Raw genomic sequence first — 19777 nt, 5'->3', positions numbered from 1 at the left:
CGGCCAAACCGGCTGGCCTACCCACCCCCCTCCTCCCCTACGCTTGTCCCGTGACCCCCGTCGAGCTCTCCCGTACCGTGCTGCGCGCGGTGCGCCGTGCTGTCGAGGACGGGGAGCTGAGCGTGGTCGTGCCGGAGAAGGCCTCGGTGACCGTGCCGGGGGCCGGCGGGTGGGGGGACTACGCCACCAACATCGCCCTTCAGCTCGCCCGGCCCGCCGGAGAGACCCCCCGTCGCGTCGCCGAGCTGCTGCTGCCACATCTGGCCGGCGCGCAGGGCGTCAGCGCTGTCGAGATCACCGGGCCCGGTTTTCTCAACATCAGTCTGGGGAGTACGGCGTCCACCTCGCTCGTCGCGGAGATCCTGCGACGCGGACCGCGGTACGGGTTCGTCGACGGCCCCACCAGCGCCGATGACACCCCAGACGCCCCAACCACTCACCTCGTACGACTCCACGCCCCCCACGAGCCCCGCGCCCTCGTCGTCATGGACGTCGTCGCCCGCCTCCTGCGCTCACAGGGTGCCCACGTCCGCACCAGCTGTGAGACCGGGCCGCCCGAGCCCGTCTGGGCGACCGTTCTCGGTGTCGCCGAGGTCGACGCATACAGCTCCCCACAGGAACCGTCGGCTCCACCCGACGTCGCCGTACGCCCCGTCCCCGTCCCCGCCCCCGACCTCGCAGCCCTCCTCACCCTCGGCCGCGACGCCGCCCGCTGGGCCCTCCTTCACCCCGCCGCCCATGACCGGCCCCGTCCCACCGCCGACCACCTCGTGCAGCGGGAGGCGAATCCCCTCTTCCGGGTCCGTTACGCCTACGCCCGCACCCGGGCCGTCAGCCGCAACGCCGCCGACCTCGGCTTCACCGCCCAACCCGGCGACGTACGAGACACGCATGACGCACAGGGCGACGTAGCAGAGGTCACCATCCCCCTCGCTCAAGAACTCACACTCACCCCCCTCCTCGCCGACCACCCCCGAGTCCTCTCCCGCGCAGCGACCCACCGCGCCCCCGACCTGCTCGCCCGTCACCTGGTCGCCGTAGCCGACGCGACCCTCGCTCTGCTTCCCGCGGTGCTTCCGCTCGGGGACGAGAAACCCTTGGCCGCCCACCGTGCCCGGCTCGCGCTCGCCGAAGCCGCCGGGGCGGTGCTGGCCGGTGGCCTCTCCCTGCTCGGCATCGACGCACCCGAACATCTCTGAGCGCCAGGACCGAGCCAGGACCAGGTCAGAACCGAAGAAGTCACCACTCGATCCGAGCGCCAGGAAGAGACAGAAGAGAACACGACATGAGCCGTTCCGCACATCCCGCCGGACCTCGTCACGCCGACGTCCTGCCCGAGGGGCACTACTCCGGTCCCGCCGCCGATCTCAACGAACTCGACCCCAAGGTGTGGGCACAGACCGTCACCCGCGACGACGATGCGAACGGTGTCGTCACCGTCGGCGGTATCGACGTGAAGACCCTCGCGGAGCGGCACGGAACCCCGGCCTACGTTCTCGACGAGGACGACTTCCGGCAGCGTGCCCGTGCCTGGCGTACCGCCTTCGGGCACGACGCCGACGTCTTCTACGCCGGCAAGGCGTTCCTGTCCCGTGCCGTCGTGCGGTGGTTGCACGAGGAGGGGCTCAATCTTGATGTGTGTTCCGGGGGCGAGCTCGCCACCGCCCTCTCCGCCGGCATGCCCGCCGACCGCATCGCCTTCCACGGCAACAACAAGTCCGTAGGCGAGATCACCAGGGCCATCGAGGCGGGCGTCGGACGTATTGTCCTCGACTCCTTCCAGGAGATCGTCCGCGTCGCCCACATCGCGCAGTCCCTCGGCAAGCGGCAGCGCGTACAGATTCGGATCACGGTCGGCGTCGAGGCGCATACGCACGAATTCATCGCCACCGCCCATGAAGACCAGAAGTTCGGGATCCCGCTCGCCGGGGGGCAGGCCGCCGAAGCCGTTCGCCGCGCGCTCCAGCTCGACGGGCTCGAACTCATCGGGATTCACAGTCACATCGGGTCGCAGATCTTCGACATGTCCGGGTTCGAGGTCGCCGCCCATCGCGTTGTCGGGCTGCTGAAGGATATTCGGGACGAGCATGGCGTCGAGCTGCCCGAGATCGACCTCGGGGGCGGCCTCGGTATCGCCTACACCAGTGATGACGACCCTCGCGAACCCCACGACATCGCCAAGGCCCTCACCGAGATCGTCACCCGTGAGTGCGATGCGGCCAGGCTGCGGACCCCTCGGATTTCCGTCGAGCCCGGGCGCGCCATCGTGGGACCCACCGCGTTCACCCTCTACGAGGTCGGCACCATCAAGCCCCTCGACGGGCTGCGGACGTATGTGTCGGTCGACGGCGGCATGTCCGACAACATCCGGACGGCGCTCTACGACGCCGAGTACAGCGTCGCCCTCGTGTCCCGCCGCTCCGACGCCGAGCCGATGCTCGCCCGTGTCGTCGGCAAGCACTGCGAGAGCGGGGACATCGTGGTCAAGGACGCGTTCCTGCCGGGGGACCTGGCACCCGGTGACCTCGTCGCCGTACCGGCGACGGGTGCGTACTGCCGTTCCATGGCCAGCAATTACAACCATGTGCTCCGGCCGCCGGTCGTCGCCGTGAAGGACGGCGAGTCGCGGGTCATCGTCCGCCGGGAGACCGAGGAGGACCTGCTCCGGCTCGACGTCGGCTGAGCGGAAGCGAGCAAAGAGAATGGGGTGGAAGATCTCCCGTCTTCCATCCCCGTGGAAATGAAATCGATGTCTCACGATCCGGACTATGGATAGAAAGTCCCGTCCGGTGAGTGAGACTGGTCCAACCGAAGACGGTATGAGGAAACGAGGTCGGATGATGCGTACGCGTCCGCTGAAGGTGGCGCTGCTGGGCTGTGGAGTGGTCGGCTCAGAGGTGGCGCGCATCATGACGACGCACGCCGACGACCTCGCCGCCCGCATCGGCGCTCCCATCGAGCTCGCGGGCGTCGCCGTACGGCGGCCCTCCAAGGTTCGCGAAGGCATCGACCCCGCCCTTGTCACCACCGACGCGACGGCTCTGGTGAAACGTGGCGACATTGACGTCGTGGTCGAGGTCATCGGGGGGATCGAGCCCGCCCGTTCCCTCATCACCGCCGCCTTCGAGCACGGTGCCTCCGTCGTCTCCGCCAACAAGGCGCTGCTCGCCCAGGACGGCGCCGCCCTGCACGCCGCCGCCGAGCGGCAGGGCAGGGATCTGTACTACGAGGCCGCCGTCGCCGGGGCGATTCCGCTGATCCGGCCGCTGCGCGAGTCCCTCGCCGGGGACAAGGTCAACCGGGTGCTCGGGATCGTCAACGGGACGACCAACTTCATCCTCGACAAGATGGACAGCACGGGGGCGGGGTACCAGGAAGCCCTCGACGAGGCCACCGCCCTCGGGTACGCCGAGGCCGACCCCACCGCCGACGTCGAGGGCTTCGACGCCGCCGCCAAGGCCGCCATCCTCGCCGGAATCGCCTTCCACACGCGCGTGCGTCTCGACGACGTCTACCGCGAGGGGATGACCGAGGTCACCGCCGCCGACTTCGCCTCCGCGAAGAACATGGGCTGCACCATCAAGCTGCTCGCCATCTGCGAGCGTGCCGAGGACGGGGGATCCGTCACCGCGCGCGTGCATCCCGCCATGATCCCGCTCAGCCACCCGCTCGCCTCCGTGCGCGGCGCCTACAACGCCGTGTTCGTCGAGTCCGACGCCTCCGGGCAGCTGATGTTCTACGGCCCCGGAGCGGGCGGCGCCCCCACCGCCTCCGCCGTCCTCGGCGACCTCGTCGCCGTGTGCCGCAACCGGCTCAACTCGACCACCGGGCCAGGGGAGTCGGCGTACGCCGGACTGCCCGTGTCCGGCATGGGCGAGGTCGTCACGCGGTACCACATCAGCCTCGACGTCGCCGACAAACCGGGTGTTCTCGCACAGGTCGCCACCGTGTTCGCCGAGCACGGTGTCTCGATCGATACGGTTCGGCAGCAGGGGAAGGACGGCGAGGCCTCTCTCGTCGTCGTCACGCACCGTGCGTCCGACGCCGCCCTGGGCGGGACCGTCGAGGCGTTGCGCAAGCTCGACACCGTGCGGGGTGTCGCCAGCATCATGCGGGTTGAAGGAGAGTAACCAGCAATGACCCACCAGTGGCGCGGAATCATCGAGGAGTACCGGGACCGGCTCCCGGTGTCCGACAGCACGCCGGTCGTCTCCCTCCGCGAGGGCGGCACGCCCCTCGTGCCCGCGCAGGTGCTCTCCGAGCGCACCGGCTGCGAGGTCCAACTCAAGGTGGAGGGCGCCAACCCCACCGGGTCCTTCAAGGACCGCGGTATGACCATGGCCATCACGCGGGCCAAGGAGGAGGGCGCGCAGGCCGTCATCTGCGCCTCCACCGGCAACACGTCGGCCTCCGCCGCCGCCTACGCCGTGCGTGCCGGGATGGTCTGCGCCGTCCTCGTGCCGCGCGGCAAGATCGCGCTCGGCAAAATGGGCCAGGCCCTCGTGCACGGCGCGAAGATCCTCCAGGTCGACGGGAACTTCGACGACTGCCTCACCCTCGCGCGTGAGCTGAGCGACAACTACCCTGTGGCGCTGGTGAATTCGGTCAACCCGGTGCGCATCGAGGGCCAGAAGACGGCCGCCTTCGAGATCGTCGACATGCTCGGCGACGCGCCCGACATCCACGTCCTGCCGGTGGGCAACGCGGGCAACATCACCGCGTACTGGAAGGGCTACAAGGAGTACGCCGACGACGGCATCGCCGCGAAGACGCCGCGCATGTGGGGCTTCCAGGCGTCCGGTTCCGCGCCCATCGTGCGCGGCGAGATCGTCAAGGACCCCTCGACCATCGCCACCGCGATCCGCATCGGCAACCCGGCCTCCTGGCAGTACGCGCTCGCCGCGCGGGACGAGTCCGGCGGGTTCATCGACGAGGTGACGGACCGTGAAATCCTGCGCGCCTACCGGCTGTTGGCCGCCCAGGAGGGCGTTTTCGTCGAGCCCGCCTCCGCCGCTTCCGTCGCCGGTCTGCTGAAGGCGGCCGAGCAGGGCAAGGTCGACCCGGGCCAGACCATCGTCTGCACGGTGACCGGAAACGGCCTCAAGGACCCCGACTGGGCCGTCGCGGGCGCCCCGCAGCCGGTCACGATCCCGGTCGACGCGCCGACGGCCGCCGAGCGACTCGGACTCGCGTAGACCCACAAGCGGAACGGCACCCGGGGAAGCTCCCCACGGGGGGTGCACAGGGGGCTTATGACACGCATCGTGCGCCTCCTGTGCGCCCTATGTCGCCACAGAACCTTCCTTCGATAGGCTGTACCGAACCCGCCCGCCGCATATGCCTGCGCGCATGGCTCGGCACCGCGCCGTCTCCACGGCCCGAGGGTCTCCACGTACCTATCGGATGTCATCGAACTTCATCGAATGTCTTCGACAATCACGCAGCTCAAGGAGAGTCATCGAGCGATGGCCGGTCCAGCCTTCCGCGCCGCCGCCGTCCGGGTGCGCGTCCCCGCCACCAGCGCCAACCTCGGCCCGGGCTTCGACGCCTTCGGCCTCTCGCTGGGGCTCTACGACGACGTCGTCGTCCGTGTCGCCGACTCCGGGCTGCTCATCGACATCGCGGGCGAGGGCAGCGAGACCCTCCCGCGCGACGAGAACCACCTCCTCGTACGGTCCCTGCGCACCGCCTTCGACCTGCTCGGCGGACAGCCGCGCGGCCTCGAGATCGTCTGCGCCAACCGCATTCCGCACGGCCGCGGCCTGGGCTCCTCCTCCGCCGCCATCTGCGCGGGCATCGTCGCCGCGCGCGCCGTGACCATAGGCGGGGACTCCAGGCTCGACGACACGGCCCTGCTGGAGCTCGCCACCGAGATCGAGGGCCACCCCGACAATGTGGCGGCCTGTCTGCTGGGCGGCTTCACGCTCTCCTGGATGGACGCGGGCGCCGCGCGGGCGATCAGGATGGATCCCGCCGGTTCCATCGTTCCGGTGGTTTTCGTGCCCGGGAAGCCGGTCCTCACCGAGACGGCGCGCGGTCTGCTCCCGCGCAACGTCCCGCACGTCGACGCAGCCGCCAACGCGGGCCGCGCCGCACTGCTCGTCGAGGCCCTCACCCGCCGCCCCGAGCTGCTGCTGCCCGCCACCGAGGACCGCCTGCACCAGGAGTACCGGGCGCCTGCCATGCCCGAGAGCGCGGCGCTCGTGGAGCGGCTGCGGGCGGACGGGGTGCCGGCCGTCATCTCCGGTGCAGGACCCACCGTGTTGGCACTGGTCGACGCGGACAACGCCGACAAGGTCGCCCATCTCGCCGGCGAGGGCTGGGCCGCCAACCGGCTCGACCTCGACGAACAAGGCGCGTGTGTCCTTCCGCTCGCGGCCCCGAGCAGCAATTGACTACGTACCGTCGCCGGATTTCGAGAGGGGGAATGTTTGTTGGATCCGGTAGTGTTAATCTCAAGTCTGCACCCGACCCCACCATGGCGAGGTGCTTGTTGTCCCCGTCAGGGACAGACATTCTTCCGGGAGCCTCCCACACCACACTGTGTTCCGTCCGGGCACTGAGTGGTTCGCCGGGCACGCTCCGGAAGCCGGGAAAGCTCCGGAATTGGTGCGACCAAGCAACGTGACACAGCCACTCGGTGCCACTGCTTTGGGAAGCGCCGTCACCAGAAATCTCTTCCGCCGCTTAGGCGGACCACCGCCCCGGCACGGTTCACACAGCAAGAACCGAAGCCGGACAGCACAACCGGTCGCCGAGCCAGACAGGCCGACGTCCGCTCCAGGGAAGGACCCTTCGTGAGCGACACCACCGATCTGATGGGCGCACGTGTCGAGGAGACCGCTGCCGCGCCCGCCACGGACGCCTCCGCGCCTGCCACCGGTGCCGGCTCCCGGCGGCGCCGCGGTACCGGCCTCGACGGCATGGTGCTGGCCGAGCTGCAGCAGGTCGCATCCGGCCTCGGCATCAGGGGCACCGCGCGGATGCGCAAGAGCCAGCTGATCGAGGTCATCAAGGAGGCGCAGGGGGGCGGAGGTGCTCCGGCCAAGGCCGAGACCGCCACCGAGACCAAGCCCAAGCGCCGCGCCACCTCCAAGACCCGTACGGGCGACGAGACGGCTGCCCCGGCCGAGCAGAAGGCCGAGAAGGTCGCCGCCGAGAAGGCCGTGGCCCAGCAGCAGATCGACATCCCTGGCCAGCCCGCTGGGGGCCCCTCCCGCTCGAGCGAAGCCGAGAGTGGGGGAGATGACGCGCCGGTCGAGCGCCGTCGTCGCCGTGCGACCGCCGAGGCCGGCAGCCCGGAGACGGTCACCGCCGAGGTGAAGAGCGAGCCGAAGGCCGAGACGCCCGCCGCCGCGCAGGGCGACGCCGGTGACGACGGCCGTCAGGGCCGCCGGGACCGTCGCGACCGCGACCGCGGTGGCCGTCAGGACCGCCAGGACCGTGACCGCGGCGACCGCCGCAAGGACAACGAGCAGCAGGGCGGCGGCCAGCAGCAGGGCGGCGGCCGTCAGGACCGCCAGCAGCAGGGCCAGCAGCAGAGCGGTGGCCGTCAGGACCGTCAGGACCGGCAGCCGCGCGACAACGGCCCGCAGGACGACGACGACTTCGACGGCGGACGCCGGGGCCGTCGCGGCCGTTACCGCGACCGCCGGGGCCGTCGCGGCCGTGACGAGTTCGGGGGCGCCGCCGCCGGCGAGCCGCAGGTCGCGGACGACGATGTCCTGATCCCCGTCGCGGGCATCCTCGACATCCTCGACAACTACGCCTTCATCCGTACGTCGGGCTACCTGCCGGGTCCCAACGACGTGTACGTCTCCCTCGCCCAGGTCCGCAAGAACGGCCTGCGCAAGGGCGACCACGTCACCGGCGCGGTCCGCCAGCCGAAGGAGGGCGAGCGCCGCGAGAAGTTCAACGCGCTCGTGCGCCTCGACTCGGTCAACGGCATGGCGCCCGAACACGGCCGCGGGCGGCCGGAGTTCAACAAGCTGACGCCGCTGTACCCGCAGGACCGCCTCCGCCTGGAGACGGACCCGGGAGTCCTCACGACCCGCATCATCGACCTCGTCGCGCCGATCGGTAAGGGCCAGCGCGGTCTGATCGTGGCCCCGCCGAAGACCGGCAAGACCATGATCATGCAGGCGATCGCCAACGCGATCACGCACAACAACCCCGAGTGCCACCTGATGGTCGTCCTGGTCGACGAGCGTCCGGAAGAGGTCACCGACATGCAGCGGTCGGTGAAGGGCGAGGTCATCTCCTCGACCTTCGACCGCCCGGCCGAGGACCACACCACGGTCGCGGAGCTCGCCATCGAGCGCGCCAAGCGACTGGTGGAGCTGGGCCACGACGTCGTCGTGCTGCTCGACTCGATCACGCGTCTGGGCCGTGCCTACAACCTCGCCGCGCCCGCCTCCGGCCGCATCCTGTCCGGTGGTGTCGACTCGACGGCGCTGTACCCGCCCAAGCGCTTCTTCGGTGCCGCGCGCAACATCGAGGACGGCGGCTCGCTGACCATCCTCGCCACCGCGCTCGTCGACACCGGCTCGCGCATGGACGAGGTCATCTTCGAGGAGTTCAAGGGCACCGGCAACGCCGAGCTGAAGCTCGACCGGAAGCTCGCCGACAAGCGCATCTTCCCCGCGGTGGACGTCGACGCGTCCGGTACCCGTAAGGAAGAGATCCTGCTCGGCAGCGACGAGCTGGCCGTCACCTGGAAGCTGCGCCGGGTGCTGCACGCGCTCGACCAGCAGCAGGCGATCGAGCTGCTCCTCGACAAGATGAAGCAGACGAAGTCGAACGCCGAGTTCCTGCTGCAGATCCAGAAGACCACTCCTGGCAACGGAGACTAAGGAAAGCCAGCGTTACCGGAGGGCCGCCCCCTGTTGAGGGGGCGGCCCTCTGTGTTGTCAGTGGGTCGCTGTACGATCGCGCTCTTCGGACTCGCATTCGACATTCGTCCGAACTTCTGATCCCGAGGGGGGACTTCAGTGGGTACGCCCATGCCTGGAGCCGGTCGGCACAGACGCCGGATACGTTTCGCCCTGCCCGTTGCCGCGGCCGGTATCGCCGCCGCCGTGACCGCTGCGGTGCTGACGACGTCCGCCGGCGCCGCCACCGCGCTGCCGACACCGACCGCGAAGCCCGTCGTCAGCCAGCCGTCGCTCGCCACGCTGAAGAAGCGCGTCGCGGGCGCCGAGGCCGGTGACGACATCGCGGGCCAGACGACCAAGAAGTCGTCCCGCAGCGCGAGCACCACCGCCACGACCGCCAGCCCGAAGATCATCGGCGGTACGACGACCACCATCAGCACCGCGCCGTACATGGCGCAGCTCTGGTACTACGACGACAAGGGCACCACCGACGAGAGCGACGACATCGGCTTCTTCTGCGGCGGTTCGGTCGTCTCGCCGTCGAAGATCCTGACCGCGTCGCACTGCGTCAAGGGCTACAACTGGGCCAAGTACGGCGTGGTCGTCACCAGCGCCACCGTGCTGCCGACCACCGACGCCGACGGCAACACCGACCTGCACGGCGGCCAGGCCACCGCGGTCCTGCGCCAGTGGAACCACCCGTCGTACAACGCGGCGACGATCGACAACGACGTGGCGGTCCTCACCCTGTCGGCCCCCGTCAAGGCGACCCCGATCCGCCTGACGACGAACACCGATACGACGTCGTACACGGGCACGGCCGCCAAGACCGCCAAGGTCTACGGCTGGGGCCGTACCAGCTCCAGCACGCAGGACATCTCCGAGACGCTGAAGACGGCCTCGCTGCCGATCCAGTCGGACGCCACCTGCGCCGCCGCCTACGGCAGCCTGTACATCAAGGGTCACAACGTCTGCGCGGGCGAGGCCGCCACCGGCAGCGACACCACCACGACGGCCATCTGCAACGGCGACTCCGGCGGCCCGCTGGTCGTCGCCGGCCGGATCGTCGGTGTCGTCTCCTGGAGCGCCGACGACGGTGACGCCACCACCGTCAACGACTGTGTCGTCGAGGGCACCTACGGCGTCTTCGCCAAGGTCAGCGCGTACGTCGGCGCGGCCTACGCGCAGATCGACGACGGCAACCTCAGCTACACCGACAACAAGGCCGACATCTACGCCCGCAAGTCCTCCACCAAGGTGGGCTACGAGCTGGACTCCAAGGGCACCTCGCTGGCCACCCGCCAGTCCCTGGGCGACTGGAGCGGCGTCAACCTGGTCCGGTCCGCCGACCTGAACCGGGACGGCTTCCAGGACTACGTCTACCGGACCACCGCTGGCGCGGTCTACTGGGACCACTTCGTGCTCAACAGCGCGCGTGACGACGGCAGTTGGGCCACCACGAAGATCTTCACCAACTGGAAGACCCGCACCCGGATCGTCGCCCCCGGCGATGTCACCGGCGACTACCTGCCCGACCTGATCTCGGTCGACAGCTCCGGTGTCCTGTGGATCTACCCGGGCAAGGGCAACGGCACCTTCAGCTCGCCGTCGCGGGTCGGCGCAGGCTGGAGCCAGTACAACACGCTGGTCGGCAAGGGCGACTTCAACGGCGACGGCAAGGCCGACCTGATCGCCCGCAACAAGAGCACCGGCGCCGTCTACCTGTACAAGGGCGCCGGCAAGAGCGGCTCGGGCGCCTTCGCGGCCCGGGTCAAGGTGCGCAGCTGGCCCAGCTACAACGCGTTCGACGCGGTCGGCGACTTCACCGGCGACGGCAAGGCGGACCTCCTGATCCGCAACGCGAGCGGCTCGCTGTACGTGTACCCGGGCACCGGAAAGGCCACCAGCGAGATCTTCGGCACAGCGAAGTCACTGGGCACCGGTTTCCAGCAGTACGACATCTTCGGGTGAAATAGCAGGTGAGCGCGGTCTGACCCGCTCGTGCGACTACACAGGGTGCCCATCGCCGTACGCGATGGGCACCCTGCGTTGTGCAACCCTTTGTCGAGTTTCGCCGTCTGACCAGGCGGAGCGAAGATGGAGCGGTACTGACCGCGCCTGACCCTGAAAGCAGGGGGTAATCGACCGGACGAGAGACCGAGGAGCCCATGTCCGCCGAGAGCACGCCGGAGCCCGGCATACCGGGCAAGGACGGCAACAGCGGCCCGCGCCACCGCGCCGGAGGCCGCAAGCAGAAGAACCGCAGTCCCCGCCACCGGGCCCTGATGATCACGGCCTGGGTCGCGGGAGGCGTCCTTGTACTGGGCGGCACCGGCGCCGGATATGTCTACTTCAAGCTCAACGGCAACATCAAGAGCGTCGACATCAACCAGGCCCTCGGCACCGACCGGCCGGTCAAGGTCGACAACGGCTCCGAGAACATCCTGGTCCTCGGCTCGGACTCCCGCTCCGGCACCAACAAGAAGCTGGGCGGCGGCACCGACGACGGGAGCGCCCGCTCCGACACCGCGATGATCATCCACGTCTACAAGGGCCACAAGAAGGCCAGCGTGGTGTCCATCCCGCGCGACACCCTCGTCGACCGCCCCGAGTGCACCGACACCAAGGGCGTCACACACGACGCGGCCACCGGCGTGATGTTCAACGAGGCCTACTCGACCGGCGGCGCCGCCTGCACGGTCAAGACCGTCGAGTCCATCTCCGGTCTGCGCATGGACCACTACCTCGAAGTCGACTTCGCGGGCTTCGAGAAGCTCATCAACGAGCTCGGCGGGGTCCAGATCACCACCACGAAGGACATCAAGGACCCGCAGAGCCACCTGAACCTCAAGGCCGGCCAGCACACGCTCAACGGCTCGCAGGCCCTCGGCCTGGTCCGCACCCGGCACGGCGTCGGCGACGGCTCCGACCTCGGCCGCATCCAGCTCCAGCAGGCCTTCATCAAGGCCCTGGTCAACCAGGTCAAGCACATCGGCGTCCTCACCAGCCCGACCAAGCTCTTCGACCTCGCCAACACCGCCACGAAGGCCGTCACCACCGACTCCGACCTCGGCTCGGTGAACTCCCTCACGTCCTTCGCCAACGGCCTCAAGGGCATCAGCTCGAAGAACATGAACATGGTGACGATGCCGGTCGAGTACGACCCGGCCAACCCGAACAGGGTGATCGTGGAGAAGGCGAAGGCCCAGTTGGTCTGGAACGCCTTGAAGAACGACCAGCCGATACCCGCGGCAGCAACCAAGGGCACGGCAACAGGCGAAGCCAAGGGCGTCGTAACAAGTTCCTGAGGCGCAACCCCCTGGGGGCGCGGGGCTGTGTCGATTTGCGGCTCCGCCGCGGGGCGCGCCCAGCCCCCACACACCCGCAGGGAATAGATCACCCAGGCCCCCGGTTTGGGAGGTTGGCCCCAGTCCTGGCAGACTGGTACGTCGGCCCCGGTTCACGCCCCGCAAACCCGCGGAGCGACCCGGCGCCCTCCCGAACCTAGGAGACACCTTGAAGCGCGAGATCCACCCCGAGTACGTCGAGACCCAGGTCAGCTGCACCTGTGGCGCGTCGTTCACCACCCGCAGCACGATCACGAGCGGCAACATCCGCGCCGAGGTCTGCTCCGAGTGCCACCCGTTCTACACGGGCAAGCAGAAGATCCTCGACACCGGTGGCCGCGTGGCCCGCTTCGAGGCCCGCTTCGGCAAGGCTGCTGCCGGCTCCACGAAGTAGCGAGCTCCATTTCGCCGGTCCACGGCCACGCCCTTTTTCTGGCGTGCCGGGACCGGCGTTTTTGGTCGCCCGCCTTCCCTTCCGTACGCATTTCAGGAGCCCAAGATGTTCGAGGCTGTCGAGGACCTCATCGGCGAGCACGCCGACCTTGAGAAGAAGCTCGCCGACCCGTCGGTCCACGCCGACCAGGCCAACGCGCGCAAGCTGAACAAGCGCTACGCCGAGCTCACCCCGATCGTCGCCACGTACCGCTCCTGGAAGCAGACCGGCGACGACATCGAGACCGCGCGTGAACTCGGCGCCGACGACCCGGAGTTCGCGGCCGAGGTCAAGGAGCTGGAGAAGCACCGGGACGAGATCACGGAGAAGCTGCGGCTGCTGCTGGTGCCCCGCGACCCCAACGACGACAAGGACGTGATCCTTGAGGTCAAGGCGGGCGCGGGCGGCGACGAGTCCGCCCTGTTCGCCGGTGACCTGCTGCGCATGTACCTGCGGTACGCGGAGCGCGTCGGCTGGAAGACCGAGATCATCGACGCCACCGAGTCCGAGCTGGGCGGCTACAAGGACGTCCAGGTCGCCGTGAAGACCAAGGGCGGCAACGGCGCGACCGAGCCCGGCCAGGGCGTGTGGGCCCGCCTGAAGTACGAGGGCGGGGTGCACCGCGTGCAGCGGGTGCCCGCGACCGAGTCCGCGGGCCGTATCCACACCTCGGCGGCCGGTGTCCTCGTCACCCCCGAGGCGGAGGAGGTCGACGTAGAGATCAACCCGAACGACCTCCGCATCGACGTGTACCGCTCGTCCGGCCCCGGCGGCCAGTCCGTCAACACGACCGACTCCGCGGTGCGCATCACGCACATTCCCACCGGAGTCGTCGCCTCCTGCCAGAACGAGAAGAGCCAGCTGCAGAACAAGGAGCAGGCGATGCGTATCCTGCGCTCCAGGCTGCTCGCCGCGGCGCAGGAGGAGGCGGAGAAGAATGCCGCCGACGCCCGCCGCAGCCAGGTCCGCACGGTCGACCGCTCCGAGAAGATCCGTACATACAACTTCCCGGAGAACCGCATCTCCGACCACCGCGTCGGCTTCAAGGCGTACAACCTGGACCAGGTCCTGGACGGCGACCTCGACGCGATGATCCAGGCTTGCGTCGACGCGGACTCGGCCGCCAAGCTCGCGGCGGCGTAACACAACGGCACGCACGGCACGTTCGGCACGGACGAGTACGACACGGAGGACTTGCGTGAACCTGCTGCTAGCAGAGGTGGCCCAGGCCACCCAGCGGCTGGCCGACGCCGGCGTGCCCTCGCCGCGCAACGACGCGGAGGAGCTCGCCGCGTTCGTGCACGGTGTGAAGCGGGGCGAGCTGCACTCCGTGAAGGACGTGGACTTCGACGCCCGCTACTGGGAGACCATCGCCCGCCGTGAGCAGCGTGAGCCGCTCCAGCACATCACCGGCCGCGCCTTCTTCCGCTACCTGGAACTCCAGGTCGGGCCGGGGGTGTTCGTGCCGCGCCCCGAGACCGAGTCGGTCGTCGGCTGGGCCATAGACGCGGTCCGCGCCATGGACGTCGTAGAGCCGCTGATCGTGGACCTCTGCACCGGCTCCGGCGCCATCGCGCTCGCCCTCGCGCAGGAGGTCCCGCGCTCCCGGGTACACGCCGTGGAGCTGTCCGAGGACGCCCTCCAGTGGACCCGCAAGAACATGGAGGGGTCCAGGGTCGACCTGCGGCAGGGCAACGCCCTGGACGCCTTCCCCGACCTCGACGGCCATGTCGACCTGGTCATCTCCAACCCGCCGTACATCCCGCTCACGGAGTGGGAGTACGTCGCTCCCGAGGCCCGGGACTACGACCCCGAACTCGCCCTGTTCTCAGGGGAGGACGGCCTCGACCTGATCCGCGGCATCGAACGCACCGCACACCGGCTCCTCCGTCCCGGCGGTGTCGTCGTCATCGAGCACGCCGACACCCAGGGCGGCCAGGTGCCGTGGATCTTCACCGAGGAGCGTGGCTGGGCCGACGCGGCCGACCACCCCGATCTCAACAACCGCCCGCGCTTCGCGACCGCCCGCAGGGCGACGCCATGACAGCCGCGTTCGCCAGGCAAGCAGCGAGTGAGCCGAAGGGGCGCGTCGGTGTCGAGAGCCCGAGCGCGCGGAGGCCCGAAGGGGTGAGCACGGTCGGGGGCTCGACACCGACAACAGGCGCCCCGGAGGCGAACCGAGCGACAAAAAAAGGAGACCGCTAGACATGGCACGGCGATACGACACCAATGACGCGACCGACCGCACGACGGGTCTGCGCGAGGCCGCGTCCGCCGTCCGCCGGGGCGAACTCGTGGTCCTGCCGACCGACACGGTCTACGGCATCGGGGCCGACGCGTTCTCCTCGGAGGCGGTCGCCGATCTCCTGGACGCCAAGGGCCGGGGCCGCAACATGCCCACGCCCGTCCTCATCGGCTCCCCGAACACGCTGCACGGCCTCGTCACGGACTTCTCCGAGCTGGCCTGGGAACTCGTCGACGCGTTCTGGCCGGGCGCCCTCACGCTGGTCGCCAAGCACCAGCCGTCCCTCCAGTGGGACCTGGGGGACACCCGGGGCACGGTCGCCGTCCGTATGCCGCTGCACCCGGTCGCCATCGAGTTGCTGACGGAGGTCGGCCCGATGGCGGTGTCCTCGGCGAACCTCACCGGCCACCCCGCGCCGGAGGACTGCGACGCGGCTCAGGAGATGCTCGGCGACTCGGTCTCCGTGTACCTCGACGGCGGTCCGACGCCCGGCAACGTGCCGTCGTCGATCGTCGACGTCACGCGCGAGGTGCCGCTGCTGCTTCGGGCCGGCGCGATCTCGGCCGAGGAGCTGCGGAAGGTCGTCCCCGACCTCGAGGTGGCGAATTGACAGCCCCTGACGCGGGGCGTGGCATAGGCAACGGGGAAGTGACGGGGACCTTCGGGCTTCCCATGGACAGCTTCCGCATCCTCCACGTCAGCACCGGCAACGTGTGCCGCTCGCCGATCACCGAGCGGCTGACCCGTCATGCCCTGGCGGACCGGCTCGGCGACCCGCTGTGGGGCGGGCTCATCGTGGAGAGCGCCGGCACCTGGGGCCACGAGGGCGCGCCCATGGAGACCAACGCGGCGACCGTCCTCACCGACTTCGGCGCCGACCCCTCCGGGTTCACCGGCCGCGAGCTGCTCGACGACCACGTGATCCGCGCCGACCTGGTGCTGACCGCCACCCGGGACCACCGTCAGCAGGTCATCTCCATGGGCCACTCGGCGGGCCTGCGCACCTTCACCCTGAAGGAGTTCACCCGCCTGGTGAAGGCGATCGACCCCGCGACCCTGCCGCCCCTGGAGGACGGCATGGTGGCCCGCGCCCGCGCTCTGGTCCGCGCGGCAGCGGCCCTCCGCGGCTGGCTCCTGGCCCCCACGGCGGAAGCGGACGAGGTCTTCGACCCCTACGGCGCCCCCCTCCCGTTCTTCCGCTCCATCGGCGACGAGATAAACCAGGCGATCGATCCGGTGGTGACGGCGTTGACGGGTGTGCCCGCGCGGACGTAGCAACGACCGTGCGTCCCACCCGTCCCGGGCCTACATTGGACGTACGTCACCGTCGACGGCTCGGAGTCCACCATGTCGGTCACCCCTGTCCTTGAGGCCGATGTCCTGCGCCGGCAGGACCCCGAGCTGGCCGAGATCCTGCTCGGGGAGCTGACCCGGCAGTCGACGACGCTCCAGCTGGTCGCGGCCGAGAACTTCACGTCGCCCGCCGTGCTGGCCGCGCTCGGCTCCCCGCTCGCCAACAAGTACGCCGAGGGCTACCCCGGCGCCCGCCACCACGGCGGCTGCGAGATCGTCGACGTCGCCGAGCGCGTCGCCGTGGACCGCGCGAAGGCCCTGTTCGGCGCCGAGCACGCCAACGTGCAGTCCCACTCCGGCTCTTCGGCCGTCCTCGCCGCCTACGCGGCCCTGCTGCGCCCCGGCGACACCGTCCTCGCGCTGGGGCTTCCCTACGGCGGCCATCTCACGCACGGTTCGCCCGCGAACTTCTCCGGCCGCTGGTTCGACTTCGTCGGCTACGGCGTGGACGCGGAGACCGGGCTCATCGACTACGACCAGGTGCGCGCCCTGGCCCGTACGCACCGGCCCAAGGCGATCGTGTGCGGCTCGATCGCCTACCCCCGGCACATCGACTACGCCCTCTTCCGCGAGGTCGCCGACGAGGTGGGCGCCTATTTCATCGCCGACGCCGCCCACCCCATCGGCCTCGTCGCCGGGGGAGCGGCGCCGAACCCGGTGCCGTACGCCGATGTCGTCTGCGCCACCACGCACAAGGTGCTGCGCGGGCCGCGCGGCGGGATGCTGCTGTGCGGGAGCGAGCTGGCCGAGCGGGTGGACCGGGCGGTGTTCCCGTTCACCCAGGGCGGCGCGCAGATGAACACCATCGCGGCGAAGGCCGTCGCGTTCGGCGAGGCGGCGACCCCGGCCTTCACGGTGTACGCCCATCAGGTGGTCGCCAACGCCCGGGTGCTCGCGGCGGGGCTGGCGGCGGAGGGGCTGGTCGTCACGACGGGTGGCACCGACACCCATCTGATCACCGTCGATCCGATGCCCCTCGGTGTTGACGGACGCGTCGCCCGCGGTCAACTCGCCGCCGCGGGAATGGTGTTGGACTGCTGCGCGCTCCCGCACGGCGACACCCGGGGCCTCCGGCTCGGCACCGCCGCGGTGACCACGCAGGGCATGGGGGAGGGCGAGATGGCGGGCATCGCGGCGCTCCTCGCGGGCGTACTGCGCGGCCGGGTCGACGCCAAGCGGGCGCGTGACGAAGTGCGGGAGCTGGTCGACGCCTTCGCGCCGTATCCCGGGTGAGGGTCCGATGGAAATCTGTTGTTGACCGTGTGTGGTCAACTCTATGGTCGCCCGGTGAAGAAAAGACATCTTGCGGCCACGGTAGCCGCGGCGCTCGTCATGCTCGGTCTTTCCGTACCTTCCGCCCAGGCGGCCACGGTGAAGTGCAACGACTCCCAGTCGAAGCGGGTGGCCCTGCCCAACAAGTCCGACCTCGACCTCGACGTCAGTCTCTGTGTCTTCCGCACCTCCGACGACAAGACCTATGCCACGGTGCAGATCAGCTGGTCGGCGGCTACGCTCACCGGCATGGTCGGCAGGAAGTTCGACGGGTTCACTGTCAACGCCCGCCTGGAGTACCGCTTCTCCTCGGGCGGCAACGACTACATCAACAAGTCCCACACCTGTGACTACACGGCGTCGGCCAACGACATGTGGGCGGCCACCGCGACCTGCAAGACTGCCACCACCCCCTGGGACGGCGACCTGTACTGGTCGGCCGACGGTCAGGTGCAGTGGGACATCGACGGGGACGGCAAGAGCTGGCAGGACCCCTGGCAGCTGACCGGTTCCCCGCTGCTCAGCTGAGACGCCGTGGTCCTGGGCATGTTCGGTCCACCGCGTACATCCGGTCGAACGGGGTAGGCGGCACGCTGGACGTGCCCTGCTGCGACCGGCTCACAGCCACACGTGCAACCATCTGTGCTACCCGGAAGTCCCCAACCATATGCGTCCCTCGCTAGGGTGTGGGGCTGTGATGGCCAGCGAGACCTGTGGGGAAGCCTGTGCGTGAATACCTGCTGACGCTCTGCGTGACGGCCGCGGTGACGTATCTGCTGACCGGGCCGGTGCGGAAGTTCGCGATCGTGGCCGGGGCGATGCCGGAGATCAGGGCCCGTGACGTGCACCGGGAACCGACTCCGCGGCTCGGCGGTATCGCCATGTTCTTCGGTCTGTGCGCCGGCCTGCTGGTCGCCGACCACCTGACCAACCTCAGCGAGGTCTTCAAGAACTCGAACGAGCCGCGCGCCCTGCTCTCCGGCGCGGCCCTGATCTGGCTCATCGGTGTCCTGGACGACAAGTTCGAGATCGACGCCCTGATCAAGCTGGGCGGCCAGATGATCGCCGCCGGCGTGATGGTCATGCAGGGTCTGACGATCCTGTGGCTACCCATCCCCACCGTCGGCAACGTGGCGTTGACCCAGTGGCAGGGCACCCTCCTCACGGTCGCCCTCGTCGTCATCACCATCAACGCGGTCAACTTCGTCGACGGCCTCGACGGCCTGGCCTCCGGCATGGTGTGCATCGCCGCCGCCGCGTTCTTCCTGTACGCCTACCGCATCTGGTACTCGTACGGCATCGAGGCCGCCGCCCCGGCCACGCTGTTCTCGGCGATCCTGATGGGCATGTGCATCGGCTTCCTGCCGCACAACATGCACCCGGCGCGGATCTTCATGGGCGACTCCGGCTCGATGCTGATCGGCCTGGTGCTGTCCGCGGGCGCGATCTCCATCACGGGACAGGTCGACCCGGACTCGCTGCAGCTGTTCCTGCACTCGGAGAAGGCGGCCGTGCACTCGACGGTGCCCGTCTACATCCCGCTGCTGCTGCCGCTGACGATCATCGCGGTGCCGACCGCCGACCTGGTGCTGGCGATCGTGCGCCGCACCTGGAAGGGCCAGTCGCCATTTGCCGCGGACCGCGGCCATCTGCACCACCGGCTCCTGGAGATCGGCCACTCGCACAGCCGGGCGGTGCTGATCATGTACTTCTGGTCGGCGCTGATCGCGTTCGGCGCGCTCGGCTACTCGGTCAACTCGGCCTCGATGTGGATCGTCCTCGGCATCGTCTTCCTGAGCGCGATCGGGCTGCTGCTGCTCCTGCTGCCGCGCTTCACCCCCCGCGCCCCGCGCTGGGCCGAGCACCTGGTGCCGCCGCGTTATCGCCGTCGCAGGGCGGCAGTTGAGCCCGTCGTGGTGCTGGCGGAGGAGGACCGTGACCCGCGTCCGCCGGTTGTCACCGGAGTGTCAGGAGTCAACGGGGCGACCGCTGTCGGCCCCCGTTCGCGTCTCCTGGACGGACGTAAAGCCGAGTCCTCGCGCTGACGTCAAGGTAAGAATCTGACTAAAGCGTTGCCATCTCGTGGGCAGACAAAGCCTCCCTATACCAGACAAGTTGGCCGCTATTTTGCGCAGACGCGCAGCGTCACTCTCATGTGTGACAGCAAGCACACCTTCTAGGTAAAGACCGCATCAAATAGTTTGTGATACGGTTCACGAGAACCCGGGACGGAGCCGAAGGACCGCAGTGCGAC

16 protein-coding genes are annotated in these 19777 nt (G+C 69.3%); all 16 read left to right on the top strand.

Annotation, left to right across the window (positions count from 1 at the left end; translation table 11 throughout):
- The first annotated feature begins 50 nt into the window (after positions 1-50).
- The 16 genes from nrtL (at position 51) to OH768_RS17315 (ending at position 19568) form a co-directional block, all read left to right on the top strand.
- Complete coding sequence (gene nrtL, locus OH768_RS17390; RefSeq protein ID WP_406454613.1) at positions 51-1199, top strand: ArgS-related anticodon-binding protein NrtL; 1149 nt, start codon at positions 51-53, stop codon at positions 1197-1199.
- A gap of 86 nt (positions 1200-1285) precedes the next feature.
- A complete protein-coding gene (gene lysA, locus OH768_RS17385; RefSeq protein WP_406454611.1) occupies positions 1286-2683 on the top strand; it encodes a diaminopimelate decarboxylase in 1398 nt (465 codons plus the stop codon).
- Positions 2684-2837: 154 nt separating this feature from the next.
- Positions 2838-4130: a homoserine dehydrogenase gene (locus OH768_RS17380; protein WP_406454609.1), complete on the top strand. Its 1293-nt coding sequence runs from the start codon at positions 2838-2840 to the stop codon at positions 4128-4130.
- A gap of 6 nt (positions 4131-4136) precedes the next feature.
- A complete protein-coding gene (gene thrC, locus OH768_RS17375) occupies positions 4137-5195 on the top strand; it encodes a threonine synthase (protein WP_406454607.1) in 1059 nt (352 codons plus the stop codon).
- 270 nt (positions 5196-5465) lie between these two features.
- A complete protein-coding gene (gene thrB / locus OH768_RS17370; RefSeq protein ID WP_406454605.1) occupies positions 5466-6395 on the top strand; it encodes a homoserine kinase in 930 nt (309 codons plus the stop codon).
- 402 nt (positions 6396-6797) lie between these two features.
- Entirely contained in the window at positions 6798-8852 is a 2055-nt protein-coding gene (rho, locus tag OH768_RS17365) for a transcription termination factor Rho (RefSeq protein WP_406454602.1), read from the top strand.
- A 150-nt stretch (positions 8853-9002) separates the two neighbouring features.
- On the top strand, positions 9003-10844 hold the full coding sequence (locus tag OH768_RS17360; RefSeq protein WP_406454600.1) for a trypsin-like serine protease: 1842 nt from the start codon (positions 9003-9005) through the stop codon (positions 10842-10844).
- Positions 10845-11041: 197 nt separating this feature from the next.
- Complete coding sequence (locus tag OH768_RS17355) at positions 11042-12181, top strand: LCP family protein (protein ID WP_406454599.1); 1140 nt, start codon at positions 11042-11044, stop codon at positions 12179-12181.
- A gap of 208 nt (positions 12182-12389) precedes the next feature.
- A complete protein-coding gene (rpmE, locus tag OH768_RS17350) occupies positions 12390-12614 on the top strand; it encodes a 50S ribosomal protein L31 (protein ID WP_019060712.1) in 225 nt (74 codons plus the stop codon).
- A gap of 105 nt (positions 12615-12719) precedes the next feature.
- Positions 12720-13796, top strand: a complete 1077-nt coding sequence (prfA, locus tag OH768_RS17345) for a peptide chain release factor 1 (RefSeq protein WP_019073184.1) — start codon at positions 12720-12722, stop codon at positions 13794-13796.
- A gap of 55 nt (positions 13797-13851) precedes the next feature.
- The gene (gene prmC / locus OH768_RS17340) at positions 13852-14697 is read left to right on the top strand and encodes a peptide chain release factor N(5)-glutamine methyltransferase (RefSeq protein WP_019073183.1); all 846 of its coding nucleotides are present in this window, start codon (positions 13852-13854) and stop codon (positions 14695-14697) included.
- 163 nt (positions 14698-14860) lie between these two features.
- Positions 14861-15508 (top strand): L-threonylcarbamoyladenylate synthase, encoded by a 648-nt coding sequence (locus OH768_RS17335; RefSeq protein ID WP_033285396.1) that lies wholly within the window; start codon positions 14861-14863, stop codon positions 15506-15508.
- Positions 15505-16173, top strand: a complete 669-nt coding sequence (locus OH768_RS17330) for a low molecular weight phosphatase family protein (RefSeq protein WP_026179237.1) — start codon at positions 15505-15507, stop codon at positions 16171-16173. The genes OH768_RS17335 and OH768_RS17330 overlap by 4 nt, the downstream gene beginning before the upstream one ends.
- 72 nt (positions 16174-16245) lie before the next feature.
- Entirely contained in the window at positions 16246-17484 is a 1239-nt protein-coding gene (gene glyA / locus OH768_RS17325) for a serine hydroxymethyltransferase (RefSeq protein WP_406454595.1), read from the top strand.
- 54 nt (positions 17485-17538) lie between these two features.
- Positions 17539-18051 carry a hypothetical protein gene (locus OH768_RS17320; RefSeq protein ID WP_406454593.1) on the top strand — a complete coding sequence of 171 codons (513 nt, stop codon included), beginning with the start codon at positions 17539-17541 and terminating at the stop codon, positions 18049-18051.
- Positions 18052-18248: 197 nt separating this feature from the next.
- Positions 18249-19568 carry an MraY family glycosyltransferase gene (locus OH768_RS17315; RefSeq protein WP_406454591.1) on the top strand — a complete coding sequence of 440 codons (1320 nt, stop codon included), beginning with the start codon at positions 18249-18251 and terminating at the stop codon, positions 19566-19568.
- Positions 19569-19777: the final 209 nt, after the last annotated feature.

This window comes from Streptomyces sp. NBC_01622, from assembly GCF_045209635.1.
In the GTDB taxonomy this organism is placed as follows: domain Bacteria; phylum Actinomycetota; class Actinomycetes; order Streptomycetales; family Streptomycetaceae; genus Streptomyces.
Note: the sequence above shows the minus strand (reverse complement) of the source record. Positions and strands in the feature narration are given on the sequence as shown.

Excerpts from the sequence above, each read along its gene's own strand:
- lysA (WP_406454611.1), top strand. The coding sequence starts at position 1,286 with ATGAGCCGTTCCGCACATCCCGCCGGACCTCGTCACGCCGACGTCCTG.
- OH768_RS17380 (WP_406454609.1), top strand. The coding sequence starts at position 2,838 with ATGATGCGTACGCGTCCGCTGAAGGTGGCGCTGCTGGGCTGTGGAGTG.
- thrC (WP_406454607.1), top strand. The coding sequence starts at position 4,137 with ATGACCCACCAGTGGCGCGGAATCATCGAGGAGTACCGGGACCGGCTC.
- thrB (WP_406454605.1), top strand. The coding sequence starts at position 5,466 with ATGGCCGGTCCAGCCTTCCGCGCCGCCGCCGTCCGGGTGCGCGTCCCC.
- OH768_RS17360 (WP_406454600.1), top strand. The coding sequence starts at position 9,003 with ATGCCTGGAGCCGGTCGGCACAGACGCCGGATACGTTTCGCCCTGCCC.
- OH768_RS17355 (WP_406454599.1), top strand. The coding sequence starts at position 11,042 with ATGTCCGCCGAGAGCACGCCGGAGCCCGGCATACCGGGCAAGGACGGC.
- prfA (WP_019073184.1), top strand. The coding sequence starts at position 12,720 with ATGTTCGAGGCTGTCGAGGACCTCATCGGCGAGCACGCCGACCTTGAG.
- OH768_RS17335 (WP_033285396.1), top strand. The coding sequence starts at position 14,861 with ATGGCACGGCGATACGACACCAATGACGCGACCGACCGCACGACGGGT.
- glyA (WP_406454595.1), top strand. The coding sequence starts at position 16,246 with ATGTCGGTCACCCCTGTCCTTGAGGCCGATGTCCTGCGCCGGCAGGAC.